This is a genomic window from Pseudomonas sp. PH1b, assembly GCF_000633395.1.
GTDB lineage: Bacteria > Pseudomonadota > Gammaproteobacteria > Pseudomonadales > Pseudomonadaceae > Aquipseudomonas.
In genome coordinates this window covers 360,153-386,595 of sequence record NZ_AYMU01000004.1, presented here as the reverse complement: position 1 = coordinate 386,595, position 26,443 = coordinate 360,153, and the positions used below count along the sequence as shown (strand labels likewise).

The window sequence follows — 26,443 nt, the reverse complement described above, 5'->3', positions numbered from 1 at the left end:
AATTTGCTGATAGTTAACTTAAGCGATGAACATCTTTGCTGTTTTTTATTTAACGACTCCCGAGGTTAATTAATAAAACTGCCACGCAGTCATTCAACTTCATTGAATTGACCATCCATATAAGCCGCCGCATCGAAAGACGTCTGGATGATGCCCTCCTCGCGATAGAGATCGGCGGTGTGCTGCACGTCTTCCACCACGGTCGGGCCCACGGCGATGCGCCGGGGCAGCGAGTAGCGATTGGAACGTTCATGTACCTCCACCGGCAGGCCGCTGTAGCTGGCCTGGATCTGCGAAAACTCGCTCTGGTGCTGGTTGGCCCAGGCATAGGCACGATCCAGGCGCCGCAGGAAGTCGGCGATCTGCTGCGGCTTGTCGCGGATCGCCTGGTCGTTGGCCACCAGCAGCATGTGCCCGGCGAACAGACCTTCGCCACTGACCAGCACCCGGCTGCCGCCCTCCATCTGCACCATGCTGGTGTAGGGATCCCAGGTGGACCAGGCGTCGGCCTGGCCGTTGCTCAACAGGCTGCGGGACTCGGCCGGCTGGAGAAAGATGAACTGCGCGTCGCTGCCGTGCAGGCCCACCGAACGCAGGGCAGCCAGGGCCAGGAAATGGCCGATGGAACCGCGGGTGGTAGTGATGCGCCGGCCCTTGAGGTCGGCGGCCTGCTCCAGCGGCGAATCCTCCTTGACCAGGATCGCCACCGCGGTCGGCGTGACCTTGAGCTTGATCACCCCCACGGTCTTGAGCGGCGCCCCGGCCGCGGCGGCGAACACAAAGGGCGCATCCCCCAGGCTGCCGATGTCCACCGCCCCGGCGGCCAGTGCCTCGGCGGTGGGCGCTGCGGCAGCGAAGGAAGCGAACTCGATGGGGTACGGCACCTGCTCCAGCTCCCCCGCCGCCTGCAGCAGAATCTTCAGCGACTGCTTCTGGCTGGACACTCGCAACGCCGGCTGCGCCAGCGCACTGCCCAGCCACAAACACAACACCACTCCCTGTAGGAACCGGCTTGCCGGCGAATGGCCCCTGAATCCTGTACTGGTCATGCGGCCGCCTTCGCTGGCAAGCCAGCTCCTACGAGATGGATATCGGTCATGCCTAGAACGCCAGGCTGAAACAGCGGCTGTAGGAGCCAGCTTGCTGGCGAATGGTCCTGGAACCCTGCACCACTCATGCGGCCGCCTTCGCTGGCAAGCCAGCTCCTACGAGATCGATACCGGTCATGCCTAGAACGCCAGGCTGACACAGCGGCTGTAGGAGCCAGCTTGCTGGCGAATGGCCCTGAAACCCTGCACCACTCATGCGGCCGCCTTCGCTGGCAAGCCAGCTCCTACGAGATAGATATCGCTCATGCCTAGAACGCCAGGCTGACACAGCGACTGTAGGAGCCAGCTTGCTGGCGAATGGTCCTGGAACCCTGCACCACTCATGCGGCCGCCTTCGCTGGCAAGCCAGCTCCTACGAGATAGATATCGGTCATGCCTAGAACGCCAGGCTGACGCGGCTGTAGTAATAACCACCGCCCAATCCGTAGGGCGAGAACATGCCGTACTCGTACGTACCCGCCCAGGCCTTGAGGCCGATCTTGTCCGGGTACACGTCGAACAGGTTGTTGGCGCCCACCGCGACGGTGAGGTTCTGGGTCACGTCGTAGGCCACGTCCAGGTCGGTGATCCACTTGGCGCTGTAGGTGCGGTCGTTGGCCGGGATGTTCGAGCCTTCGGTGTACTCGCCAAAGCGGGTCAGTTGCAGGTTGGTGGTCCAGTCGCCGACCTTGTAGTTGCTGGAGAGGATCCACTTGTCCTTGGGCGTGGATCGGGTCAGGTCGATCTGCTGCTGGCGGTCGAACAGCACATAACCCGCCCCCAGGCGCGACAGGGCCGCCGGGGTGTCCGCCAGGTCGCGGATGGTGGTCTTGTTGTGGTTGTAGGCGACACTCCATTTCGCCGTGCCGTACTCGCCGAACGACTGGCGGTAGTCCGCCACCAGGTCCACGCCCTTGGTCCGGGTGTCCGCGGCGTTGGTGTAGTACTGCCCGGCAAGGTTGGGCGACAGGCCGTTCTCCACCAGGATCTGCGACACCGCCGGGCCCTTGAGGATGCCGGTCTGGAGAATGCGCTTGTCGATGTCGATCAGGTAGAAGTCGGCGGTCAGGCGCAGCCGCTCGGTGGGCTCGGCGGTGAAGCCCAGGCTGTAGTTGCGCGAGGTTTCCGGCTCCAGGTCCTTGGCGCCCAGGGCCACCGCTTCCGGCGAGTTGGGGCGCATCTGCTTGGTGCGCACCGAGCTGGTGGTGCCACCGGCGCCGAATTCGGTGACAGTGCTGGTGGTGGAAAACACGCTCTGGGCCAGGGACGGTGCACGGAAGCCGTTGCTCACCGCCGCCCGCACCGCGTACCCGGGGAGGAACTCGTAACGGGTGGTGAGCTTGCCGCTGGTGGTGTCGCCCACCCCGAGGTTGTACTTCTCGTAGCGTGCCGCCGCGCCGACGTACCAGTTGGGGGTGATGTTCAGGCCCAGGTCGATATAGGCCGCCTCGCTGTGGCGCTTGAGGCTGTAGGCATCTTCCGGGGTGGTGCCGTTGACCGAGAACAGCCCCGGGTCCGGCACCACTCCGGCGAACGGCCCGGTGGCCGGGACATAGCTGCCCTGGCCGTAGGAGTTGGCTTCGCCCTCTTCCAGGGCGTATTTCTCCCAGCGATATTCCACGCCGAAGGAGGTTTCCAGCGGGCTGCTCCAGCCGATGTCCAGGGCCCGGGAAAAATCCAGGTTGTTGGTCCACTGGTCGAACACCAGGTTGCCCAGGTGGAAGTCGTGCTGGCTGTAGGGGCCGTTGGAGATGTTCAGGTTGTTGGCCGTATCGAGCACACCGCGATCCTTGCCGTAGGTGCTCGACAGGTCCCAGTCCCAGCCACCGAGCAGGCCCTTGGCGCCGCCGGCAACCTGGAAGTCGGTCTCGCGGATTTCCCGCCGCGCCTGGCCACCGTTGGGGTACGGCGCATTGGGCACCCCCGCCAGGCTGGTGATGTCGGTGGGCTTGCGATGCCCCAGGTCCTTGTTGCTGTTGCGGTAGCTCAAGGTCGAAAACGAATACAGCTTGAGGTCGTCGTCCAGGGGCAGCTCGGCGTTGTAGGCCAGGCTGGTGGTGCGGTCACGGCCCAGGCCGTACTCGGTGCCCCAGCCCTGGCGATTGCTTTCCCGAGGGTCCGGCGAGCCGTCGGCCTGCTTGAAGTACAGCTGGCCGCTGGCGGCGCTGGAGCGCTCGTAAGGCTCCTGCAGCTTGGCGTCCCAGGACAGGTTGATGAAGCCGCCGTTCTCTCCCAGCTTGTTGCCCCAGTTGAAGGCTTCGTGGCCGGTGGTGCCGTCGCCGTCGTAGTACTGGCCCAGGGTGGTGTCGGAGGTCAGGCCTTCGGCGTTGCGCTTGAGGATGATGTTGATCACCCCGGCGATGGCGTCCGAGCCGTACTGCGCCGCCGCGCCATCGCGCAGCACTTCGATGCGCTCGATGGCCGCCGTGGGAATCAGGTCCAGGTCCACCGGCACCGAGGCGTTGCCGACCCGCGCGCCATTGTTGATCAGCGCCGAGTTGTGCCGGCGCTTGCCATTGATCAGCACCAGCACCTGGTCGCCACCCAGGCCGCGCATGCTCACCCCGCGCACCAGAAACGCGGTGCCGCCACCGTTGATGGTGGGCACGTTGAACGACGGCAGCAGCCGGCCGAGCATTTCTTTCAGGCCATTCTGGCCGATGCTGCGCAGCTGTTCGCTGTCGATCACATCGATCGGCGCCGGGCTGTCGGTGACGGTGCGTTGCTGGCTGCCGCGCACGCCAGTGACCACCACGGTGCCCAGGGTCTCGTCGGCGGCCAGCAGCTCCACAGGCGCCGCCAGGCCCAGCAGGCCAAGGCTCACGGGGGCGGCGCTGAGGACGATATTACGCAAGGAAATACTCATGACTTCAGATCCTTTTGAAGGGGGCTCAGCGCGCTCGGGCAGCAACGGTTTCAACTTCGATCAGGGCGCCGGGCAGTACCAGCCCCGCCACCTGCACCGTGGTCCGGGCCGGCTTCAGCGGCTGTTGCTGGGTGCCGAAGAACTCGCGGAAAGCCACCTGCAGGCCGTCGAAATCCAGCTTGCCGCCCAGGGCCGGGTCCCCCACCAGGTAGATCCGCAGTTGCACCACATCCCCCAGCCCCAGGCCCTGGCTGGCGAGAATCGTCTCGATCTTGCGCAACACCACCCGGGCCTGCGCCTCGGTGTTGCCCACGGCGTGGATCTGCTCCTTGGGCGCCTTGGGGTCCTGCGGGTCCGGCAGCAAGCCGGAGAGGTAAGTCACCTCGCTGTTGGCGGGCAGGGTCACCGATTGCAGGATCGGTGAATTGGGATAGCTGGACGGCACGCGCTGGATTCCTGCGGCCCAGCTGCTGCTGGCGGCCATCAGCAGCCCCAGCCCCACGGCGGTGTGTTTTATCGACATGCAAAGACGCTCCAAGGTGATGAATGCCAGCCTCGGAGGTCCGCTACCCGGCAGGGTGATTGTTCTGTAGTAGACGCTTCGCGCTTGGCCCCCGCTGCGACGCTGCGCAGAAACAGGCTCGGCGTTCTCAGGCCGTTTGCTGCAACGACGAGCCTTGCGCCCGCTGGAAAAGCTGCCGCACCACGCGCCGCGCCGCACCGGCCGCGGCTTCCTGCCAGATGCCCACGCCACTGTGGGCCAGGCCGTCGCTGGTCAGGTAGACCCGGCCCTGGGGCGGGTTGAGCAGGCTGTAGTCCGGCTCGGCCACTTCGTGGCTGATCCAGGGACCGAAGTTGTAAGGGATCCGGCTCCAGGCAATCACCAACGGCTTGCGCAGTTCATGGCTGTGGCCAGGGTGCAGCAGCTCCACCGCCTGACGGGAAATCTCGATCTGCTGGGCCAGGCTCTTCTCAGCGAACCGACGCGCGGTTTCACCGTTGTTGTAAGCCGCCACCAACACCCCTTCGGCCTGGTTGAAGCCCCCGCTGGGGTACCACAACCCGGAAGCCTCCTGGTTGATGAAGGACAGCCCGCCATAGATCTGGTACTGGCTCTCCCAGAAGCGCCGGGACTGCCAGGCCACCTTGTTGGCATAGCCGAACTGCACCGCGCCGATGGCCTGGCGCACCGGGGCGCTGAAATTGTTGTCGACCCTGGCCAGCAGCGGCAGAGGCAGGCTGCTGATCACATAGTCGGCCTTCAGACGCTGGGTGCGGCCGCTGCGCCGGTCCAGGTACACCACCTCGGCATGCTCGGCATGATTGTTGATCGAACGCACTTCGCTGTGCAGCCGCAACTGCCCTTGCAGACGCCGGGCAAAAGCCTGGGGGATGCGGTCCATGCCGCCCACCGGCTGGAACATGGTGGGTGAGAACTCCGGGTATTCGTCGATCATCAGCGCCGTGGTCAGCGCCGGGTTGAGCAGGGTCTGCAACGGCAGCGGCTCGTTCTTCTGCGCCAACTGGTCACCGGCCCCGGGCCAGACCTTGTAGCCGGAACGGGCCGAGCCCAGGTACTCCAGCTTGTCCGAGAGATCGCCCCAGGTTTTCAGGAAACTCAACAGGTTGCTGCGATCGGCTGGGGTCAGCTCCTGGTCCAGGGCATGACGATTGACCGCCTTGGCCAGCAGCTCGGAAAAATGTCCGCGGCTGTCGTTGACCGCCTGGCGAATCTGCAGCGCCGGCTGGTTCAGGTCCGGGCGCACCAGGGCATTGCGACTGGTGTTGACCAGTACCTCCAGCTCCACCCCCAACTCGCGGCAGTAGCCGAGCATCAACTGATGGTGGCTGGGCAGGCGGCCAGCCCCGGCGTTGAGGTAGAACCCCTGGTCGAACTCGACGACCTGCGCACTGCCGTCGCTGTACTCCACCCGGTCACCGCGGCGCAGCGTCCAGTTGCGCCCGCCCACCCGGTCCCGGGCTTCCAGCAGGGTGACCTTGAACCCGGCCTTGTGCAGCTCGTAGGCGCTCACCAGGCCACCGATCCCGGCACCGATCACCACCACATGGGCGCCCTTGCCCACTGCCGCAGTGGGCAGCGCGGCATAGTTTTCCTCGAAGGCTTCAGCCGTAGGCGCAGCACCGAACAGCCCCATGACCGCACTCGCCGCCTGAACGCCGCCGACCGCAGCAATACGGGCGATCAATTGTCTTCTGGTCAGTGGCATACAAGCACTCCCTGCGACGGATGGATAGTGCGTTCGGTTATAGCCCGTCGACTTATGCAGTCACTTGGGTCTATGGAAGCCATCCTAGGGGCGCTTATTTAATAAGAGAAATACATTTTAAGCATATGCAAATATTACTTTGTTTCATATTCAAGCCAAAAGATTCTGCGCTCCACGCATAGCCTGCTTGCCTCCCTACTGCCCCGGGGAAGCCGGCTCCCCAGCACCGCGCGCAGCTCAGCGCGCCTTCGCAGGCACACCGGCGCCTACGGCCTGGGCGGCATCGAGAACCCGCAACAGATTGCCGCCCCAGATCTTCTCCAGGTCCGCTTCGCTATAGCCCGCCGCCAGCAGTCGTTCGGTGATCCGCGGCAATTGCGTCACGTCCTCCAGCCCCTGCACGCCACCGCCGCCGTCCCAATCGGCACCGATGCCCACATGCTCGGGGCCGACCACGTCGAGGATGTGCAGCAGGTGGCGCATGTAGTCGTCCAGGTTGGCGCGGGGCTGCGGGTAGCGGGCCTCGACCTGGCGAATGCGCTCGGCCAGGTCTGCCACCTGTGCCGGGCTCAGGCTGGCGGCCAGGCGAAACTCGCGGTACAGCGGGCCCAGGGCCTTGTCCCGCTCGGGGTTGGGCACAAGGTTGATCAGGTCGCTGGGAAAGCTGTTGACCTGCACCACCCCGCCCCTGGCCGCCAGTTGCCGCAGGCGCCGGTCATCCAGGTTGCGCGGGTGGGCGGTGATGGCCCGGCTGCTGGAATGGGAGGCAATGATCGGCGCCCTGGACAGGGCCAGTACCTGGTCGAACACCGGGTCCGAGGCGTGGGACACATCCAGCAGGATGCCCAGGCGGTTGGCCTCGGCCACCAGCTCCCGCCCCGCCGGGCTCAGCCCTCGCCATTGCGGCAGGGCGCTGGCCGAGTCGGCGAAGTCGTTGTTGGCCGAGTGCACCAGGCCGAGCATGCGCAGCCCCTGGCGATAGTAGGTGTGCAAGCGCCCGGGGTCAGCGGCCAGGGGCTGGGCATTTTCCATGCTGATGAACACCGCCCGCTGGCCACGGCCGACGATGGCCGGTACATCGCCAGCCGTCAGGGCCAGGGCGAAGTCATCGGGGTGGGCGGCGATCAGGTCGTGGATCCGCGCCAGCACCGCCAGCCCATGTTCGCTGGCCAGGGTCCGGCCTTCGGCGGTGAGCGGCCCCTGGGGGGTGAAAATGGCCCAGAAACCGCCATCCAGGCCGCCCTCTTTCATCCGTGGCAGATCGACCTGGGACAGGTCGTCCTGGTAGCGATGGCGCTGGGTGATGTCCCAACCGGGGCGGGCCAGTTGCATGGGGGTATCGAGGTGGCTGTCGAGCACCGTAAGGCGCTGGTGCAAGGCTTGGGCGGGGCTGTCGGCCAAGGCCCAGGGGCTGGCTAGCGCCAGGCACAGCAAGGTTCGGGTAAACATGGGGCCTCCTGGCCAATGAAAGAAATCTCCCCTCCGGATGGTAGGAGCTGGCTTGCCAGCGAAGGCGTCCTCTGGGGCAGTGCATGGCTTGAGGGCCTATTCGCCGGCAAGCCGGCTCCTACATGGGGTGTCAGGTGTTCTGTAGGAGCTGGCTTGCCAGCGAAGGCGTTCTTCGGGGCAGTGCATGGCTTGAGGGCCCTTTCGCCGGCAAGCCGGCTCCTACACAGTCAGGTCCAGTGGAAGCTGCGGTCCCATAGGCCGGATACGTCCAGTTGCTGGGGCAGCACGCCTGCCTCGAAGAACAGGTCGGCCACGTCCTGCTGGGATTTCACCGCTGCGTCGTCCACCGGTTGCAACAGGCGCGGGCCGCTCTGGGCCCGGTACTGGGCCAGGAATACTTCCCGGGGCATGCCGAGGATCTGCGCGCTCTTGGTCGCCCACTCCTCGGGGTGGCTGGCGATCCATTGCCAGGAGCGGTACTCGCGCAGGATGTAGTCGGTGATCGCCGCATGCTTGAAGGGGTCGGCAATGCTCTGCTGGTTGGCGGCGATCACATAGTTGCCGGAAAGGTAACCCTGGCCGGTCTTCAGTACCCGGGCGCCGGCCCGCAGCTCGGCCAGCTGGATGAAGTAGCCGAAGCTGACCCAGGCATCCAGGGCACCATTCTGGAAGGCCGCGAACCCGTCCTGGGGAGTCAGTGCCATGGGCAGGATGTCATCGAAGCCCAGCCCCTGCTCCTTCAGGGCCTTGAGCAAAAAGTAATGGGAACTGGTGGAGCGGATATAGCCGATGCGCTTGCCCTTGAGCTCGGCCACCGATTGCACCGTGGAGCCCTTGGGCACGATGAAGGCCTGGTTGTTGACGTCGCCGGTGAGCACCGCGATCAGCTTCACCGGGGCGTGGTTCTTGATCCCGAAGATCGGCGGGATCTCGCTCATCGGTGAAATATCCAGGGTGCCACTGACCAGGGCTTCGAAGCTCAGGTTGCCACCGGTGAACTCGGCGTACTTGACCTTGTAGGGGGGCGCCTCGATGCCGGCCTCGGCAAAGAAGCTCGGCGCCGCGCCCTTGTAGGTGGCGACATTCAGGGTCACCCCGGCCAGCTCCGAGGCGGCCCCCAGGCCCAGGCGCGGCAAAGCGCCGGCGAGACCGGCCAGGGCCGAAAGTTGCAGAAAGCGACGACGTTGCATGAGGGCTGTCCTTAGTCGAGAAAATCCGCTTCTTCGCGCACGATCCGTTCGCGGTAGGGCTGGAAACTGAACCAGCCACCGAACTCGGTCCCCACCTGGCGGGCGGTATGGCGCGCCACTTCGTGGGGAATCGGGCGCGGGGTGCCGGCAGCTTCCGCCAGCAGTTGGGCCTGGGCGGCGTTGTCCATGGCGATAAAGCGCCAGGCCGCGGCCTCGACGGTTTCCCCCACGGTGAGCAGGCCATGGTTCTGCAGGATCAGGGCCTTGTGGCCCTGGAGCGCTGCGGCGATCCGCGCGCCTTCGCTGGCCTCCAGCACCACCCCGGAGAAGTTGTCGAACAGCCCATGGCGCTCATAGAAAGCGCAGGCGTCCTGGGTCAGCGGGTCCAGCAGCCGGCCCAGGCTCGACCACGCCTTGCCGTACAGCGAATGGGCATGGGCCGCAGCCACCACCTGCGGATGGGCTTCATGAAGTGCCGCGTGAATGGCGAAGGCCGCCAGGTTCAAGGCGCCCTCGCCTTCGACAATGGCGCCTTCGGGGTCCACCAGCAGCAGGTCGCTAACCCGCACATGGCCGAAATACACCCCCACCGGATTGACCCAGAAGTGATCCGCGCGCCCTGGGTCGCGCACGGTGATATGCCCCGCCCCGCCCATGTCGAAACCCAGCCGGGCGAATACCCGGAAGGCCGCGGCCAGGCTTCGTTTGCGCTCAAGGCGCTCCAGCTCGACCGTGGCTTGCCGGGGCGGATGCTCCCAGCGGTGAACCGTGTGGCCATCGCGGCGCAGGTCATACACCGCTGGGCGAAAATGTGCCGTCATGGCGGCTCTCCTTCAGGTTGTTGAGGGGCTAATAACCACGCTCGACCTGCACCGGGTTTTCCAGGGGCAGGCCGTCGCGCCAACGCTGGATATTGCGTCCCAGCAAGCGGGCGAGGTTCAGGTAGACCCCGGGTGAGTTGGCCGAGGTGTGGGGCGACAGGCGAATGCGCGGGTGGCGGTAGAAAGGATGGCCCTCGGGCAGCGGCTCGGGGTCGGCCACATCCAGGCTGGCCAGGCCAATGCGCCCGCTGTCCAGGGCCTGCAACAACGCGGGCTGATCGATCAGCGCACCGCGGGCGATATTGATCAGGTGCAGCCCCGGCTTGGCCGCAGCCAGTACCTGGGCATCGATGACCTGGCGGGTCTGCTCGGTCAACGGCACCGCCAGCAACAGGTGATCGGCCCGGGCAAACAGTTCATGCAGGTCGGCGACCGGCTCCACTCCAGGCACCGCCAACGGCTGCGCCGAGCGCCGCAGGGCCAGCACCTGCATGCCCAGGGCCTGGGCCTTGGGCGCCAGTTCCCGGGCGATGCTGCCAAAGCCGAACAGCCCCAGGGTGCTGCCGGCCACCGCCGCCAGCGGTCGCTGGCGCCAGTGTTCAGGGGTATCGATCCAGACCTGAGGCAACGCCTTGGCAGCGGCGAAAATCGCCGCCAGGGCGAATTCGGCAATGCTCTCGGCGGTGCTGCCGCGGGCGCTGGCCACCGGCATTGCGTGCCACAGCCAGGAAGGAAAGTAGTCCAGGCCCGAGGTCGCCAGTTGCACGAAGCCCAGGCCGAAGGGCCAGCCCGCTGGCGCTTGGGAGGCATCGCGAAACTCGGCGTGGGGCGCAGCCAGCAGGACCTGGATGTCCCGCGGCAGGTCCCGAGGCAAGCCCCGGGGCAGGCTCAGCACTTCGACCCCGGGCAGCCACTCGCGCAACTGCCGGTTGAACCCTTCGTCGAGCTGGCTGGCGATCCGGGTCATGCCTGGGCTCCGCGGCTGGGCAAGGCAAAGGCGGCTCGGCCGACAGCGCCGAGGATCGCATCGTTCTGCGGCGTGTGAATGCGGCTGCACAGCACATCGCGGTAATGCCGTTCGATGGGGTTGCCCCGGGCCAGCCCGGGATTGCCGATGGCCTCGATGCCCAGCTCCACCGCGCTGATGGCATGGCTGGTCACCAGGAACTTGATCTGGGTAGCCTCGCCGGGGGCGATCCGCCCTTCGGCGGCGGCATCCAGCAACAGTCGATTGTTCAGCAGCAAGGCGTCGATGCGCCCGAGCAATTCCTGAAAGCGCGGCAGGCTCGACAGCGGCGCGCCGAGGTTGGCCGGGGTGCGCTGGGCCAGCCAGCCCAGTAGCCAGTCGCGGGCCGCGCGGGCCACGCCGTCGTAGATCGCCGAGAGCAGCACCGCCAGCCAGAGCACGCCCTTGCTGTCCAGCTCGGAAGGCCGGGGCACATTGGCCGGCTGGATGTCCACCGCCTGCTCCAGGGGCACGAACACCTCGTCGAAGACCACGTCATGGCTGCCGGTGGCGCGCATGCCCAGGTGGTCCCAGGTTTCCTCGACGACGATGCCCGGGCTGTCGCGGTGGACCAGCCAGGTGCCGACCTGCGGCTGCGGCTCATCACTGCGGGCCCAGACCGAGAGCCACGTCAGCCCGGGAATCCCGGTGGAGTAGATCTTGCGCCCACTGAGCAGCCAGCCGCCCTCGACCCGCCGCGCAACAGTCGCCGGCAAGCCGCCCCGGGCCGGGGTGCCGAGGTCCGGCTCGACCCGCAGGGCATTGATCAAGGCGCCCTCTTCTACGGCCTCCCGGGCCACTCGCTGGCGCAGGTGCAGCGGCCAGGCGGTGTTCTGCTGCAGCCGCGTGTGCTGCAGGTACTGCATCACCAGCACCAAGGCGGTAGAGGGTTCGCCCCGAGCCACCGCGCCTACCACCCGGCGCGCCTGGGCCAGGGTCGCCTCGCTGCCACCCAGGGCCCGGGGGACGGTCAGGGCCAACAGGCCATGCTGGTGCAGGCGCTGCAGGTTGGCGTGGGGAAACTCGCTGTGGCGGTCGTAGTGGGCCGCAGTGGCGGCGAACTCTTCGCTCAGTTGCTGCAACAGATCGGCAAAGTCCGAGGAGTCCAGGTCAAGGCCGGGACGGGATACAGAAGGAGGCACGGTGGAGAGGCTCATCGGCTGGCAGTCCTGCTCAAGGGATGGGAGACACTGGCGGCCGGTTCGGCCTCGGTTTCGACCCCCAGCAGGTGCAGCAACCGCGCTCGCAGTGGCTGGAACCCCAGGGTCGTCACCTGGCGCGCACGCGGCAGGCGGATCGGCAGTTGTTCGGCGATTCGCCCGTTGGCCAGCACCAGCACCCGGTCGGCCAGCAACAGTGCCTCGTCGACATCGTGGGTCACCAGCAGCACCGCCGGGGTGTGCCGCTGCCACAGGCGGATGATCAACTGGTGCATGCGGATCCGCGTCAGGGCATCGAGGGCGGCGAAGGGTTCATCCAGCAGCAACAGTTGCGGTTCGCGCACCAGGGCCCGGGCCAGGGCCACGCGCTGGGCCTCGCCACCGGACAAGGTGCCGGGCCAGGCCGCCAATCGATGGCCAAGCCCCACTTCTTCCAGCGCCGCCAGGGACCGCTCGCGCACCCCCTCCCCGCGCACGCCGAGGGCGACGTTGCGCCATACGCGCTTCCAGGGCATCAGCCGCGGCTCCTGGAACACGGCCGCCAAGGCGCGGGGCACCTGCAACTGCCCTTCGTCCACCGGTTCGAGCCCGGCCAGGGCCCTGAGCAAGGTGGTCTTGCCCGAGCCGCTGCTGCCCAGCAAGGCAACGAATTCCCCCGGGGCGATCTCCAGGTCCAGGCCATCGAGCACCGCCTGGCCGGCAAAGCGCCGGGTGATCCGGCGGGCTTCCACGGCAGCGCGCAAGCGGCCCGACACGGGCAATGACAGGGTCATGGTTCAGCTCCTGATAAAGGTCGGCCGCCAGGCCAGGGCGAAACGTTCAAGGCCCCGTACCAGGGCGTCGATGCCCAGGCCGAGCACGCTGTAGACCAGCAGGCAGATGACGATCACGTCGGTGCGCATGAAGTCCCGGGCATCGTTGACCAGGTAGCCGATGCCGGCGCTGGCGTTGATCTGCTCGACCACCACCAGCCCCAGCCAACTGATGCCGAAGGCGTAGCGCAGGCCGACGAAGAATCCCGGCATCGCTCCGGGCAGGACCACATGGACGATCAGTTCCCAGCGCCTTAGCCCCAGCAGGGTCGCGGCCTCCAGCAACTTGGGATCGATGCTGCGGATCGCCGCAAACAGGGTCAGGTAGATCGGGAACGTGGTGCCCAGGGCAATCAGGGCGATCTTCGGCGTCTCACCGACACCGAACCACAGGATGAACAACGGCACGATGGCCAGGAACGGCAGGGTGCGCAGCATCTGCATGGGCGAGTCGATGGCCAGCTCGCCCCGTCGCGACAGGCCTGCCACCAGGGCCAGGAGCGTGCCGACGCCAACACCGATGGCCAGGCCACTGAGGGCACGCTTGAGGGACACCCACAGATGCCCGCCCAGTTCACCGCTGCCGAGCATCTGCCACAGGGTGCCGCCGATGGTGCTGGGGGCAGCGATGATCCGGGCCGGCAGCAGCCCGCTGCGCGACGCCAGCTCCCACAGCAGCAGGAGCAGCAGCGGACTGAGCAGGCGCAGCAACAGGTTGCCGAGGAGCTTGGCGCCAGGGCGCTGGGTCCAGCGCGCAGGCAAGGTGATCGGGGCTTGCGCAGGCATTTCAACATCCCTATTTCAGCGCGTTCGAGCCCCATGCTAACTACATAAAAAACGTCCGTGAAATTCGTTTTGGTTCTAACTTAATATACAAAAAATGCATTCAATAACCACAAAGACATGCAAATCAATAATGCATAGCTACTGACCTGGGGCCTACGGAACGGCCTTGCCGACCCGGGCAGCGACCATCTCGCCGAACATGCCCACCGGTTGTTGCAGGTTGCCCAGAAAGCGCGGGTGAATCAGCCACAGGTCGATCACCGGCTTGAAGTCGCTGACCGGTACGATCTCCAGCTTGTCCCGATGGCTGCTGTTTTCCAGCAGCGGCAGCGGCACCAGGCCGTAGCCCAGGCCATTGGCGATCAGCCCCAATTGCAGCTCGGTGCCGAAGGTTTCCAGGTTGATCTGCAACGACAGGCCCTGGGCACTCAAGGCCCGTTGCAGGCCGGCGCGGAAACCGCAACCGTCGGGATTGAGCACCCAGCCGCGCTGGTAACAGTCGGCCAGCTTGCAACTGCGCTTGCGCACCTCGCCCCTGGCGGCGACCACCACCAGCTGCATGCTGCCCAGGGAATGCCCCACCACGCCTTCGGGGAACACCTTGCCGGCAGGAAACAGCGCGGCCACCACATCCAGCTCGCCGTTCTCGACCTTGCTCAGCAGGTGGCTGCCCCAGCCGGTAGCGACCGAGGTCTGCAACTGCGGATACAGCGCCTTGAGCTGGCTCAGGGCATCCAGCAGCACCACGTCGCCGATGGTCTGGGGCACGCCAATGCGCAAGGCGCCACTGGGGGCGCCGTCATTGGCCACCAGTTCATTCAGGGCATCGATGCTGCGCAGCACTTCCAGGCACTGGCCATAGACCCGCAAGCCCATGCTGGTGGGCTTGAGGGGCTTGGTGTTGCGGTCGAGCAACTCGACCCCCAGGGCTTCCTCGAAATTCTGCACCCGGCGAGTAATCGCCGGCTGGGTCAGTTGCAGGGCATCGGCCGCCTGGCTGATGGTCTGGCAGCGGATCACCGCCACGAATGCGTTCAGATCATCTATCTTCATTCTTTTTTCGCATAATAAATGACTGGAAAAATGTCCGAGAAGAATAATACCTTTTAGCTCGCCGGTGTAGTTCACGTCAGTTGTCCTGTGTCCACGGAGGGAGCCCATGCCCCACAACGCCTCAATCGTTTCCATCGAGTCCCCCAACTTCGCTCGCTTGCGGGACTTCATCGCAGCCCTGGCCGAATTGCTCGACAGCGATCCCGATGAACAGCATGTACTGGAACAAGGCGCCTCGCTGCTGAAGGGGCTGGTGGGCCAGGACGACTGGCTGCCCGATGCTTTCGCCCAGCCGGACCCGCAGCATTACCAGCAGTTTCTGCTGCACGCCGATTCGCGCCAGCGCTTCTCCATCGTCAGTTTTGTCTGGGGCCCCGGGCAGCGCACGCCGATCCACGACCATCGGGTCTGGGGACTGATCGGCATGCTGCGCGGCGCCGAGGATTCCCAGGGCTTCGAGCGCCTGGCCGATGGCCGCCTGCAACCTGCCGGCGCCCCGGTGCGCCTGATCCCCGGGCAGGTGGAAGCGGTGTCGCCGCGCCTGGGCGACATCCATCAGGTCAGCAACGTCCATGCCGACCGGGTGTCCATCAGCATCCATGTCTACGGCGCCAACATCGGCGCGGTGCGCCGCGCCGTGTACGACCCGCAAGGCCATGAAAAAGCCTTTGTCTCCGGTTACTCCAACCGCCTGCTGCCAAACCTCTGGGACTTGTCGAAGGAGCCCCTGCAATGACCGATTTCCCTACCCGCAGCCCGGCGCAGATTCGCCAGGCCCTGCTGGCCCGACAGGAGCTGGCACTGCTCGACGTGCGCGAAGAGGCCCCCTTCGCCGAGGCCCATCCACTGTTCGCGGTGAATATCCCGCTGTCGAAACTGGAACTGGAGGTGTACGCACGCATCCCCCGGCGCGACACCCCGATCACCCTCTATGACCAGGGCGAAGGGCTGGCCTTGCGCGCCGCAAGACGCCTGGTGCAACTGGGCTACAGCGATGTCGCCCTGCTCCTGGGGGGCCTGGACGGCTGGCGCGCCGCCGGCGGCGAACTGTTCAAGGACGTCAACGTGCCCAGCAAGGCCTTCGGCGAACTGGTGGAGTCTGAGCGCCACACGCCCTCCCTGGCCGCCGAGGAGCTGCAGGCCCTGCTCGATCAACAGGCAGACCTGGTGGTGCTCGATGCCCGGCGCTTCGACGAATACCAGACCATGAGCATCCCCGGCAGCACCAGCGTGCCCGGCGCCGAACTGGTGCTGCGGGTGCGCGAACTGGCGCCCAACCCGCAGACCCGGGTGGTGGTCAACTGTGCCGGGCGCACCCGCAGCATCATCGGCACCCAGTCCCTGGTGAACGCCGGCATCCCCAACCCGGTGGCGGCCCTGCGCAACGGCACCATTGGCTGGACCCTGGCCGGGCAGAAGCTGGAGCACGGCCAGAGCCGGCGCTTCCAGGCGGTGCAAGGAAGCCGGCGGGCAGAAGCCCAGGCCGCGGCCCGGGCCGTGGCCGACCGTGCCGACGTGGCCCATATCGACCTGGCCCAATGGCGCCGCTGGCAGGCCGATGCCTCCCGCACCAGCTACCTGTTCGACGTGCGCACCCCGGAGGAATTCGCCGCCGGCCACCTGCCCGGCGCCCGCTCCACCCCCGGCGGCCAACTGGTGCAGGAAACCGACCACTTCGCCAGCGTGCGCGGGGCGCGCCTGGTGCTGGTGGACGATGATGGCGTGCGGGCCAACATGAGCGCGTCCTGGCTGGCGCAGATGGGCTGGCAGGTGGCGGTGCTCGATGGCCTGCGCGACAGCGACTTCAGCGTGCGCGGCCCGTGGCAGGCCCCCTTGCCGGACAGTGCAGCGGTCGAAGAGATCAGCTCGCGGACCCTGGCCGCCTGGTTGCAGGAACCCGGCACCCTGGTGCTGGACTTCACCGCCAGCGCCAACTACGTGCAACGCCACATCCCCGGGGCCTGGTGGGTACTGCCCAGCCAGTTGCAGGAATCCCTGGCCCAGTTGCCACAGCCGGAGCGCTATGTCCTGACCTGCGGCAGCAGCCTGCTGGCGCGCTTCGTGGTGCCGCAGCTGCAAGCCCTGACCCAGCGCCCGGTGTTCCTCCTCAGCGGAGGCACCGCGGCCTGGATCGACGCCGGCCTGCCCGTGGAGGAAAGCCGGCAGCAACTGGCCTCGCCGCGGATCGACCGCTACCGGCGGCCCTATGAGGGCACCGACAACCCGAAAGAGGCCATGCAAGGCTACCTGGACTGGGAGTTCGGCCTGGTGGAACAACTGGGCCGCGACGCCAGCCACGGCTTCTTCGTGATCTGAAGTCCCACGGCCACACGGGCGCTGGCACAGACCGGCCAGCGCCCTTGGGCCAGCCCGTGCCGGCAGGCAACCTGCCGGTGCGATCGCCATTAAATGGCCACTAATCGCCTCAAGTGACAAATAGCAATAATTCTCGATATCATTCGCGACCCTTGTGCTCACCGCGTCGTCAAGAAGGATATCCATGTCTCGCTCCAAGCCCGACTCCCCGTCGGCGGACTCAGTTCGCGGGTTCTATGCGGACATCCTGCATTTCCTGCGTAAACGCACGGACAACGCCAGCGACGCGGCGGACATGACCCAGGACGTGTTCACCCAATGGCTCGATTACCGTGACCGGGCCCAGGTCGAACAACCCCGCGCCTTCCTGTTCCAGATGGCCCGCAACCTGCTGCGTGACCATTGGCGACGCCAGCAAGTGCGCTCCCGGGTTCATCACGAAGCGCCCCCCGAGGAAACCTTCGACAGCGAGCCCCTGGCCGACGAACAGCACGAACCACTCCCCGCCGCCCAGCGCCTGCAACGCCTGGAGCAATTGAAAGAAGTGCTCGCACAACTCTCGCCGCGCCGCCGCGAAGCCCTTATGCTGCACCGCTTCGAAGGGCTGAGTCAGGTGCAGATCGCCGAGCGCATGGGCATCTCCGTGAGCATGGTGGAGAAACACATCGCCTTTGCCCTGTTGCACTGCAAGCAGCACCTACAACGAGAAAACGGCAAGGAGCAGCCTGAATGACCCGCTTTACCGGCACCCACGACGACCTCGACAGCGAGCAGATCGATGCCCAGGCCGCCAGTTGGTTCGCCCGTAACCGCAATGATCCGGACCGCGCCGCCCGCAAGGCCTTCGACACCTGGGTGAGCGAACCGGCCCATGCCCGGGCCTATGCCGAGTTCGAGCAATTGTGGGTCGACCTGGCGCAGTTGCAGCAACTCAGCCGCCCGGTGCCGCTGGCCCGGCGCAAACCTGCGCCCTGGCGCCCGGCCCTGGCAACCGCCGCCGCGGTCTTGTGTGCAGTGCTGGCTTTCAACCTGGGGACGCCCCAGGGGCCTTACGTCCAACAAGTCGCGGCCCAGGAACAAGGGGCAAGGGCTTTCAAGTTGCCCGACGGCAGCACCTTGTACGTGAACGCCAATACCCAGGTGAACGTCGACTTCAGCGCACAGCAGCGCGATATCTACCTGCTCCAGGGCCAGCTGTACCTGGAAGTGGCCGCCGACAAGGAGCGCCCGCTGTGGGTCCACAGCGGCGCGGCCAAGGTGCGGGTGGTGGGCACGGCCTTCGACGTGCGCCGTGGCCAGCGCCAGCTGGTGGTCAGCGTCGCCCACGGCCAGGTGGCCTTCAGCCCGGACGGGCAACCGGGGGCACTGACCCTGCTGGGTGCTCGGCAACGGGCCACCTATGACCTGGAAAAAGGCACCCTGCGCCAGCAGCCCCTGGACAGCGACCAGGTCGCCGACTGGCGCAGCGGCCACCTGGCCTTTCGCAACCGCGACCTGGCCAGCCTGGTGGACGAGTTGAACCTCTACCGTCGCCAGCCGGTGCAATTGGCCGAGGGGGCCCTGGGGGCCTACAAGGTCTCGGGCAACCTCGACGTCAACGATCCGGATGCCCTGATCAAGGCCCTGCCCGCCCTGATCCCGGTGAAGACCCTGGCGTTGGCCAACGGGCAGATCAAGATTGAGGCCCGCTGAACAACTCATATGCGAATATTTTTCATTCGCATATGAGGTTTTTTTCTACTGCCGCGTCTTCCTCCTGTCTGCGTTATGTCCGCAGCGCATTTCTGGCCTTTAAGCCGCTCTGGGGGAAGTCATGTTTCGCGCGTCCTTGCATGTTCAGTTTGTCCGTACCCGCCCGACCCTGCTCGCCGCTTGCCTGGCGTTCAGCCTGCAGGCCCACGCTGCCGGTTCCATTCATTTCCAGTTGCCGGCACAACCGCTGGCGGCCTCGCTGAGCCAGATCGCCCAGCAGGCGAAGATCCAGCTGCTGTTCGACGAACAGTTGCTGCGCAACGTCAAGGCCCCGGCCCTGCAAGGCGACTACAGCCCGGAAGAGGCGATTCGTGTACTGCTGCAGGGCGGCCTGTTCAACCTGGTCAAGGTCGACAACACCTACATCGTACGGCCCGCTGAAACCAACCTCAGCAGCGGCTCGGCCCTGCAACTGGGAGCCATGAGCGTGATCGGCAACGGCACCGAGGTGGACTCCGCCAGCGTTGGCCGCTCGACCCTGAACCAGGAGCAGATCGACCGCCACCAGGCCACCAACGTTGCCAGCCTGATCGACACCCTGCCCGGCGTGAGCCTGGGAGGCTCGCTCAAACCCGGCGGCCAGACCATCAACATCTGGGGCCTGGGGGATGCCGAAGACGTGCCACTGAGCGTGGATGGCGCCACCAAGAGCGGCTTCGAACGCTACCAGCAGGGTTCGATCTTCATCGAGCCGGAAATGATCCGGCGCATCGAAGTGGAAAAGGGCCCGCACTCCCCCGAGACCGGCAATGGCGGCTTTGGCGGCACCGTGCACATGGAGACCAAGGATGCCCCGGACCTGTTGCAGGACGGCCGCAACACCGGTGCCATGCTCAAGTACGGCTACAGCAGCAACAGCCATGAACAGGCCTACACCGGCGCGGTGTACGGGCGCACCGACGACCATCGCTTCGACGCCCTGGCCTACTGGACCAAGCGCGACGGCGACGACATGAAGCTGGCCAGCGCCCAACCCGACCCAAAGAACGACTACCCGATCAACCCCAAGCGCCTGCCCAACACCGCCCAGGACCTGGAAGGCGAGCTGTTCAAACTGAACATGCAACTGACCGACGAGCATCGCCTGGGCTTCAGCTACATGCGCTCCAACAGCAATATCTGGGCGCCCTTCTCGGCCAAGAGCTACCCGACACCACCGAAACAGAGCGACATCAACAAGTACGGTTATGAAGGCGCCACCCAGCGCTTCCTGGCCCAGCGCAACACCATCGATACCACTTGGCTGACCAAGTACCAGTACACCCCGGTGGACAATCCGTGGATCGACTTCGAGGTCCAGTACTCCGACTCCGTCACCGACCAGACCGACGAACGCGGCGAGAACTCCTTCATCCAGCCGGCCTCCGGTGGACGCAAGATCACCGTGGGCTACGAGGACCGGATCCTCGCCCTGAAGAACACCAGCCGCTTCACCACCGGCCCGCTGGAACACGCCCTGACCAATGGCATCCAGATCCGCAAGCACACTCGTGAAGTGGACATGTGGATGCCGGGCAAGACCTACGGCACGGCCAAGTACAACTACGGTTACTACCAGCCGGGTTTCATGCCCCATGGCAAGGTCGATAACAATGCCTTCTACATCCAGGACGCCATCACCCTGGGCAACTTCACCCTGACCCCGTCCCTGCGCTATGACCATGTGCGCAACCGTGGCGAGAAAAACGACGCGCCGATCTACAACAGCCCAAACCCGGTGGTCGGTCATGACTATGGTGACAAGACCTACACCGGCTGGTCGCCACGGCTGTCGGCCTTCTGGACAGTGACCCCGCAGTTCGCCCTGTTCGCCGACTACAGCAAGACCTGGCGCGCACCGGTGATCGACGAGCAATACGAAGTCCAGTCGGCGGGCACCACCCGCTCCGCTACCAGCCGCGACCTGGACCCCGAGCGCATCACCGCACTGCGGGCCGGTAACATCACCAGCTTCTCCGACGTCCTGACCCGGTCCGACAGCGTGCAGATCCGCACCACGGTGTTCCGCAACCAGATCAAGGACGAAATCATGAAGAACCTGGGGATCGGCTGCCCCGAGCAACTCACCAGCGGCAAGAGCATCGGCCAGGTGTGCAACCAGCCGACCATCGGGGTCTATCGCAACATCGGCGACCTGACCATCAAGGGCTTCGAAGTCGAGAGTTTCTACGACTCGACCTACCTGTTCGGCTCGCTGTCCTACTCCTGGATCACCGGCAAGCATGAGGGTGCCTACACCAACCCATGGGGGCCGAACGTCTGGGCCCGGGACATCCCGCCACGCAAGTGGGTCGCCACCCTGGGGGTGAAGATTCCACAGTGGGACGCGCAAGTGGGCTGGCAGGGTCAGTGGGTCCGCCAGACCGACCGGGTGCCCAGCGATATCTACGCGGGAGGCCCGGCCAGTGCCCTGGGCGACTCCTACTGGGACCAGTACGAGAACGATCGCTACAACGTGCACGGCCTGTTCGCCAACTGGAAACCCCAGCAGGCCTACCTCAAGGGCACCGAAGTCAACTTCACCCTGGATAACATGTTCAACCGTGACTACCGTCCGCCGCTGAGCGGCGAGAACGCCTCGAGCCTGGGACGCAACGCCAAGATCAGCGTGACCCGCTTCTTCTGACGGCACCTGGCTGCGGTGCATCGGACGCACCGCAGCAAGCCAGCCGTTGGCCATTACGGTTGTATTGCAAGCCTTTAACCAAGCCCTCCCACCCGCGCCTGCCGGGCCAAGATCGACTCCCCCCTGAAAACCGCTGAAATGCCTTTGGGCGCTTTCAGTCGACTTCCTATTGTTTCGGTACGAAAACTGTCGTACAAGCAGGCAGGCATCATGGACAGAGGCTTCAGGAAGGTCAGGCGGGACCTGATCAATGCACTACGGAACGGCAACTATCTGCATGCCGCACGCGGCTCGATCGAGGTCAAGAACCTGCTGGCCACCGGCGAGGTCTCGGCCGGCCAACTGGTCGAGGTCATCGGCGCCTGCAAGGGCACCGACCACCAGTGCAGTGCCCACCACAGCGCCCCGGGCCTGGCCGTCCATGTGCTGAAGAAGGCGGGCTGGTACATCAAGTTCTACTTTATCGAGCCAGATGCCTAGTTCATCAGCGTTCACCGATGAGGGCAACCCATGAAACTCTATCTGCAGGGCGACCGGGGCAAGGCGCTTTGTGAGCATTGCCAGCAGGTCGTGGGCATTACCTACAGCCGCCGCGACGTGCCTTTCAGCGACGGCAACGGCCAGGCCCGGGAGATCCTGGTGGGGGTCTGCGACCTGTGCGCCACGGTGGTGGCCATCCCGCCCCAGTCGACGCCGGCGATCAAGGAAGCGCGCCGCCAACAACTGACCTCCATCGAGGCACGGCTACCGGCGGTCTACCTCGACGTGCTGGATGCCGCGATGCACTCGGTGGCCGAGGACGCCGGGGTGCAGATGCGCAAACTGTTCTTCAGCTACTACTTCAGCGTCCCCGCCGGGCCTTGCCTGGAGCGGGTGCACCACGGCTTTGCCGCGTACCTGGCGGAGCAGGCCGAGGCCCGCCAGTTGCCTGCCGTGCATGCAATGAAACGCCTGTCGCTGAAGGTCAACCACTATGTCGCCGAGGATTTCGCCCGCCTGCTGGAGGCAACCCGGATGACCCAGACCGAACTGCTGAAATCGCTGATCGCGCAGATTCGCCTGGATGTGCTGGAGGGCGGCAACCCGGCAGTGATCGCCGACCTGCGCCAACTGGCGCGCCTGGGGCTCTAGCCTTTGCCCCGGCCGGCCACCCGGCCCGCCCGCAGGAAATCCCCCCAGCGCCGCACCAGGTAGTTGTGCTCGTCCATCACCGAGTTCCACACCGCGATATGCCCCATGCGTTGCGGGTAGGAACCGCCATCGCGGGTTTCGCCGATGTCGATCAGCGGCTGGCCATCGCTGCCGGGCAACTCCTCACGCGCAGGCAAGCCGGCGTACCAGTAATCCCATTCGGCGCTGCTCAGGTGATCGCGGCTGCGGGCCGGGTTGCCGATGTAATAGCCCTGGCGGGCCATCACCGCACCGGGCCAGCCCGACAGCCACCAGTTGAGATAGGCATAGGCCGCATCCAGCACGGCGCCCTTGGCGTGACGTGACAGCGACAGGCCGCCGAACCAGGCGCGATAACCCTCGCGAGGCACCGCCAGGCGGTATTTGACCCCGGCCCGATGCAGGCGCATCAGGGTCGGCGACCACAAACTCTGGATATCGATGCGCGGGCTGAGCATCAACTGCGCGGCCTCTTCGTCGTCCGACCAGAAGGCCGCGAAATGCCCTTCGCGCTGCTTGCGCACCAGGATGTCGGCCAACTGGTCGATCTCTTCGATGCTCAGGTTGCCGATGTCGTTGAACGAAGCCAGGCCACAGCCCTGGATCGCCAAGGCTGCATCCAGGGCGCCGATGGCCGCGTCGCTTTGCAAGGCGATGCGCCCGCTCCAGGCCGGCTCCAGCAACCAGCCCCAGCTTTCGTTGGCACTGGAGAAACCCGCCGGCAGGCGCTCCGGACGGTAGGCGAAGCTGTCGGCGTTATGGGTCAGCGGCAGCATGCTGATGCGTTCGCTGACGGTGCTGCCCAGGCTGCCGTCGTGCTGCACATAAAGGCGCTCGCTGGGCACGCTGCCGCTGCCCAGGCGATCGCCCGGGGACAGGCGCCCACGCTTGGGCAGGTCGTTGATCTCGTGCCACAGGGCAATGCGCCGGGTGTCGATGGGCTGGATCGCCTGGGCCGGCCAGACGAAGTCGACGTTGTGGAACCACTGGTCATAGAGGTCGTAGCTGTCCGGGCGCATCACCGCGATGCGCTGGGCCTGCTCCACATCGTGCACCTGGTAGACCAGGCGAATGCCCAGGTCCTGTTCCGCACGCAGCCGCAGGGATTCCAGCAAGGTCACCGAGGTGCCCAGTACCCGCAGGGTGACCGGTTGCGTCGCCGCCATCAGGCACACTCCCCGGCAGCCGGGGCGAAGCTGCGGGCGAACACCTCGAACGAGCGTTGCAACAGTGCCGGCTCCAGCCCCCGCAGGATAAACACCAGCCGCGAGCGCCGATCTTCGCCGGGCCAACGGGGCAGGTGCACGGGAGCATGCAGGCAATGCTGCACACCATGAATGACGATGGGGGCCTGGCTGGCGTCGACGTTGAGCAATCCTTTCACCCGCAGAATTCGTTCGCCGTGGCATCTTAGCAGCATCGACAACCAGACCCCGAACCCCACCCAGTCCAGCGGCCGCTCGAACTCCAGGCAGCACACCTGGGCCGCGCCATGCTGCGCCACGCCGGCCGTTACCGGGCGCCACAACTGCCAGCGCGCCACTTCCTGCTCCGCCGTCGCGCCGCGCACGCCCTCCCCCAACAGCAACTGATCGCCGCTGTGGATGTCTGTGCTGAGCAGCAACGGCGCTCCCGGGTTGAGGCGCTGCACATGCTCGCGCAAGGTGGCCAGGCGGGTTTCGTCGACACAGTCGGTCTTGCTCAGCAGCAAACGGTCCGCTGCGGCAACCTGGGCCAGCCACTCCGGGTGGATGCGCTCCTGCAGCGCCGCGTGACAGGCATCCACCAAAGTCACCAGCAGGCCGATGTGCACTCGCCCGCGCAACTGCGGATCATTGTTCAGGGTCGCCAGGATCGGTGCCGGGTCCGCAAGCCCGGTGGTCTCCAGCAGGATCCGGCGAAAGGCCGGGATCTCGCCCCGGGCGCGCCGCGCCAGCAGCCCCAACAGCGCCTCCTTCAGCTCGCCGCGAATCGAGCAGCAGACGCAGCCGCTGGGCAGCAGCACGGTGTCCGGTGCCACTTCTTCCACCAACAGGTGATCGATGCCGACGTCGCCGAACTCGTTGATCAGCAGCGCCGTGTCCCCCAGGCTTTCGCCCTGCAGCAGGCGGTTGAGCAAGGTGGTCTTGCCGCTGCCGAGAAAGCCGCTGATGACGTTCAGGGCAATGCTCATGGTTGCACCTCCAGCAAGCTCAAGGCTGTTGCTCCAGATGGTTGAGCAGCAGCGGGTCCAGAGGATCCAGCGGGCGCCCGAGCATCGACTCCGCCAGGGCCCAGAGTTGCTCCAGGCCGCTGGCCAGCTCCTGGCGCCCGGTGGCTCCCAGCAGCAGATAGGCCGAACCCTGGAAGTCTTCGACCTTGAGCCGCAACGGCGCCAGTACCCGGTTGATCGCGGCGATCCGGCGCAAGCGCTCGCGGCGCCGGGGCAGCCCGTCCCCCAGCGGATCGCTCCAGTGCACGTCTTCGCCCAGCAGCCCGCATAACCCGCACATGCTCAACCCTCCTTCATGGCATGACATCCCCGGAGTTCGGCCCCAGGGTCTGGCCGACGAACAGGTTGCCCCCCGGCTCGCTGGCCAGCAGCACCGCGCTGGGCGCCACCTCATCCGCCAGGCCGAAACGGCCCAGGGGCAGCTCGGCGGCCTTGGCGGTTTTCCAGGCGCTGCTGATGCCCGACACCAGCGGCGTCTCGATCGGCCCCGGGGCGATGGCGTTGACCAGCACATTGTCCTTGGCCACTTCCAGGGCCAGGGACTTGGTGAAGCCAATGACCCCGGCCTTGGCCGCGGCGTAGTGAGTCAGCTCGGCGCCGCCCTTGATCCCCAGTTGCGAGGCGACGTTGATGATCCGCCCCCAGCGCTGCGCCAGCATATGGGGCAAGGCCCGCTGGCTGGCGACGAAGACGCTGGTGAGGTCGACCCGCAGCATGTCGTTCCACATCTCGATGGAGAGGTCGACGCAGCGCGCCTGGGTCAGCATGCCGGCGTTGTTGACCAGGATATCGATGCCGCCGAACTGCTCGACACAGGCATCGACCCCGGCCCGGGCGCCTTCGACGCTGCCGACATCGGCCACGCATTCGAAGACTTCAGCGCCCAGTTCGCGGCAGGCTTGGGCACTCTCGGCCAGGCGCGCCGGGTCACGGTCGGCCAGCAGCAGGCGGGCGCCGGCCGTAGCGTAGGCCCGGGCGATAGCGGCGCCGATGCCGCTGCCAGCGCCGGTGATCACGGCGCGGCGGTTGTGCAGGTGTTGCATGGGACTCTCTCCTGAAAAGGTCTGCGGTTCGCTGGCCAGCCGGTTCCTGCGCAGGTGCTGCCCTGCATGCAGGAGCCGGCTGGCTGGCGAAGCCCTTCAATCCGGCCAGCGCACCGTCAGGCCGCCATCGATGACGATGCTCTGCCCGGTCAGGTAGCTGGACTCGTCACTGGTGAGAAAACGCACCAGGGACGCCACTTCATCGGCCCGCCCGACCCGCCCCAGGGGAATCGCCCGAGCGGCCTTGGCCAAGCCTTCCGGGCCCAGGGAGTTCTGGCTGTCGAGGGACTGCGGGGTTTCGATCAGCCCCGGGATCACCGCGTTGCAGCGAATGCCCTTGGCCGCCAGTTCCACCGCCAGCGAACGGCACAACCCCGGCACCCCGGCCTTGGCTGCCGCGTAGTGAGCGTGGTCCTGCCAGCCGTAGACGCCACCGGCAATCGAGGAAATCGCCACCAGGGCACCGCCCTCGCCCATGTGTTTGACCGCCGCGCGGAAGGTGCGCATGACGCCGGTCAGGTCCACATCGAGCATGGCGTTCCAGGCCGCGTCGGTCATCTCCAGCAAGGGTGCACGGCGCAGCAGGCCGGCATTGGCCACGGCGTAATCGAGGCGGCCAAAGTGCGCCACGGCCTGTTCCGCCAGGGCGTCCACCGAGGCGCTGTCGGTCACGTCCAGGGGCAGCATCAGGCAGTGCCCGCCCGCCTCGGCCACGAGGTCGCGGGTGGTTTGCGGGTCATGGGGGTCGGCGGGGAAATACCCGCCCACCACCGCCACACCGGCCCGTGCATAGGCCACGGCCAGGGCCTGGCCGATGCCGCTGGCGGCACCGGTGATCAAGGCGACTTTCGAAGTCATGGGTCAC

General features: G+C 66.0%; 23 protein-coding genes and 1 pseudogene. 7 read left to right on the top strand and 17 right to left on the bottom strand.

The genetic code is table 11. The features are described 5' to 3' along the window. Positions 1-89: 89 nt before the first annotated feature. The 12 genes and pseudogenes from U873_RS0108590 to U873_RS0108535 form a co-directional block, all read right to left on the bottom strand. Positions 90-1,177 (bottom strand): annotated as a pseudogene (locus U873_RS0108590) (aliphatic sulfonate ABC transporter substrate-binding protein). 308 nt (positions 1,178-1,485) lie between these two features. Next, positions 1,486-3,954 carry a TonB-dependent siderophore receptor gene (locus U873_RS0108585; RefSeq protein ID WP_025127857.1) on the bottom strand — a complete coding sequence of 823 codons (2,469 nt, stop codon included), beginning with the start codon at positions 3,952-3,954 and terminating at the stop codon, positions 1,486-1,488. 25 nt (positions 3,955-3,979) lie between these two features. Beyond that, complete coding sequence (locus U873_RS0108580; RefSeq protein WP_025127856.1) at positions 3,980-4,477, bottom strand: RidA family protein; 498 nt, start codon at positions 4,475-4,477, stop codon at positions 3,980-3,982. Between the two features lie 127 nt (positions 4,478-4,604). Then, positions 4,605-6,182: an FAD-dependent oxidoreductase gene (locus U873_RS0108575; protein ID WP_025127855.1), complete on the bottom strand. Its 1,578-nt coding sequence runs from the start codon at positions 6,180-6,182 to the stop codon at positions 4,605-4,607. A 237-nt stretch (positions 6,183-6,419) separates the two neighbouring features. After that, entirely contained in the window at positions 6,420-7,631 is a 1,212-nt protein-coding gene (locus U873_RS0108570) for a dipeptidase (protein WP_025127854.1), read from the bottom strand. A gap of 227 nt (positions 7,632-7,858) precedes the next feature. Continuing rightward, positions 7,859-8,821 carry an ABC transporter substrate-binding protein gene (locus U873_RS0108565; RefSeq protein ID WP_025127853.1) on the bottom strand — a complete coding sequence of 321 codons (963 nt, stop codon included), beginning with the start codon at positions 8,819-8,821 and terminating at the stop codon, positions 7,859-7,861. An 11-nt stretch (positions 8,822-8,832) separates the two neighbouring features. Beyond that, positions 8,833-9,642 carry a class II aldolase/adducin family protein gene (locus U873_RS0108560; RefSeq protein WP_025127852.1) on the bottom strand — a complete coding sequence of 270 codons (810 nt, stop codon included), beginning with the start codon at positions 9,640-9,642 and terminating at the stop codon, positions 8,833-8,835. Positions 9,643-9,670: 28 nt separating this feature from the next. Further along, positions 9,671-10,609: a D-isomer specific 2-hydroxyacid dehydrogenase family protein gene (locus U873_RS0108555; RefSeq protein ID WP_025127851.1), complete on the bottom strand. Its 939-nt coding sequence runs from the start codon at positions 10,607-10,609 to the stop codon at positions 9,671-9,673. Then, positions 10,606-11,805: an acyl-CoA dehydrogenase family protein gene (locus U873_RS0108550; protein WP_025127850.1), complete on the bottom strand. Its 1,200-nt coding sequence runs from the start codon at positions 11,803-11,805 to the stop codon at positions 10,606-10,608. Before U873_RS0108550 ends, U873_RS0108555 begins: the two co-directional genes overlap by 4 nt. Further along, a complete protein-coding gene (locus U873_RS0108545) occupies positions 11,802-12,581 on the bottom strand; it encodes an ABC transporter ATP-binding protein (protein ID WP_025127849.1) in 780 nt (259 codons plus the stop codon). Before U873_RS0108545 ends, U873_RS0108550 begins: the two co-directional genes overlap by 4 nt. A 3-nt stretch (positions 12,582-12,584) precedes the next feature. Continuing rightward, positions 12,585-13,406 carry an ABC transporter permease gene (locus U873_RS0108540; RefSeq protein WP_025127848.1) on the bottom strand — a complete coding sequence of 274 codons (822 nt, stop codon included), beginning with the start codon at positions 13,404-13,406 and terminating at the stop codon, positions 12,585-12,587. Positions 13,407-13,559: 153 nt separating this feature from the next. Continuing rightward, positions 13,560-14,459, bottom strand: a complete 900-nt coding sequence (locus U873_RS0108535; RefSeq protein WP_025127847.1) for a LysR family transcriptional regulator — start codon at positions 14,457-14,459, stop codon at positions 13,560-13,562. A 106-nt stretch (positions 14,460-14,565) separates the two neighbouring features. On the opposite strand from U873_RS0108535, the gene U873_RS0108530 reads away from it, so the two are divergent. The 7 genes from U873_RS0108530 (at position 14,566) to U873_RS0108500 (ending at position 22,284) form a co-directional block, all read left to right on the top strand. Then, positions 14,566-15,195: a cysteine dioxygenase gene (locus U873_RS0108530; RefSeq protein WP_025127846.1), complete on the top strand. Its 630-nt coding sequence runs from the start codon at positions 14,566-14,568 to the stop codon at positions 15,193-15,195. Then, the gene (locus U873_RS0108525) at positions 15,192-16,775 is read left to right on the top strand and encodes a rhodanese-related sulfurtransferase (protein WP_025127845.1); all 1,584 of its coding nucleotides are present in this window, start codon (positions 15,192-15,194) and stop codon (positions 16,773-16,775) included. The genes U873_RS0108530 and U873_RS0108525 overlap by 4 nt, the downstream gene beginning before the upstream one ends. Positions 16,776-16,959: 184 nt before the next feature. Continuing rightward, on the top strand, positions 16,960-17,508 hold the full coding sequence (locus U873_RS0108520) for an RNA polymerase sigma factor (protein ID WP_025127844.1): 549 nt from the start codon (positions 16,960-16,962) through the stop codon (positions 17,506-17,508). Then, positions 17,505-18,467: a FecR domain-containing protein gene (locus U873_RS0108515; RefSeq protein WP_025127843.1), complete on the top strand. Its 963-nt coding sequence runs from the start codon at positions 17,505-17,507 to the stop codon at positions 18,465-18,467. Before U873_RS0108520 ends, U873_RS0108515 begins: the two co-directional genes overlap by 4 nt. Positions 18,468-18,588: 121 nt before the next feature. After that, positions 18,589-21,153: a TonB-dependent receptor gene (locus U873_RS0108510; RefSeq protein WP_025127842.1), complete on the top strand. Its 2,565-nt coding sequence runs from the start codon at positions 18,589-18,591 to the stop codon at positions 21,151-21,153. A gap of 210 nt (positions 21,154-21,363) precedes the next feature. Then, on the top strand, positions 21,364-21,633 hold the full coding sequence (locus U873_RS34280; protein ID WP_029978243.1) for a hypothetical protein: 270 nt from the start codon (positions 21,364-21,366) through the stop codon (positions 21,631-21,633). A gap of 30 nt (positions 21,634-21,663) precedes the next feature. Next, positions 21,664-22,284, top strand: coding sequence for a hypothetical protein (locus tag U873_RS0108500; protein WP_025127841.1), 621 nt, complete (start codon positions 21,664-21,666; stop codon positions 22,282-22,284). On the opposite strand, the gene U873_RS0108495 is transcribed toward U873_RS0108500, so the two are convergent. The 5 genes from U873_RS0108495 to U873_RS0108475 all read right to left on the bottom strand — a co-directional run bounded on the left by U873_RS0108495 (position 22,281) and on the right by U873_RS0108475 (position 26,436). Further along, positions 22,281-23,489: a PotD/PotF family extracellular solute-binding protein gene (locus U873_RS0108495; RefSeq protein WP_025127840.1), complete on the bottom strand. Its 1,209-nt coding sequence runs from the start codon at positions 23,487-23,489 to the stop codon at positions 22,281-22,283. The two genes, U873_RS0108500 and U873_RS0108495, sit on opposite strands and share 4 nt — an antisense overlap. Continuing rightward, positions 23,489-24,496 carry a GTP-binding protein gene (locus U873_RS0108490; RefSeq protein ID WP_025127839.1) on the bottom strand — a complete coding sequence of 336 codons (1,008 nt, stop codon included), beginning with the start codon at positions 24,494-24,496 and terminating at the stop codon, positions 23,489-23,491. The genes U873_RS0108495 and U873_RS0108490 overlap by 1 nt, the downstream gene beginning before the upstream one ends. A 19-nt stretch (positions 24,497-24,515) precedes the next feature. Next, positions 24,516-24,815 carry a hypothetical protein gene (locus U873_RS0108485; RefSeq protein ID WP_025127838.1) on the bottom strand — a complete coding sequence of 100 codons (300 nt, stop codon included), beginning with the start codon at positions 24,813-24,815 and terminating at the stop codon, positions 24,516-24,518. Between the two features lie 13 nt (positions 24,816-24,828). Further along, positions 24,829-25,578 carry an SDR family NAD(P)-dependent oxidoreductase gene (locus U873_RS0108480; protein WP_025127837.1) on the bottom strand — a complete coding sequence of 250 codons (750 nt, stop codon included), beginning with the start codon at positions 25,576-25,578 and terminating at the stop codon, positions 24,829-24,831. Between the two features lie 96 nt (positions 25,579-25,674). Next, complete coding sequence (locus tag U873_RS0108475) at positions 25,675-26,436, bottom strand: SDR family NAD(P)-dependent oxidoreductase (RefSeq protein WP_025127836.1); 762 nt, start codon at positions 26,434-26,436, stop codon at positions 25,675-25,677. Positions 26,437-26,443 lie beyond the last annotated feature (7 nt).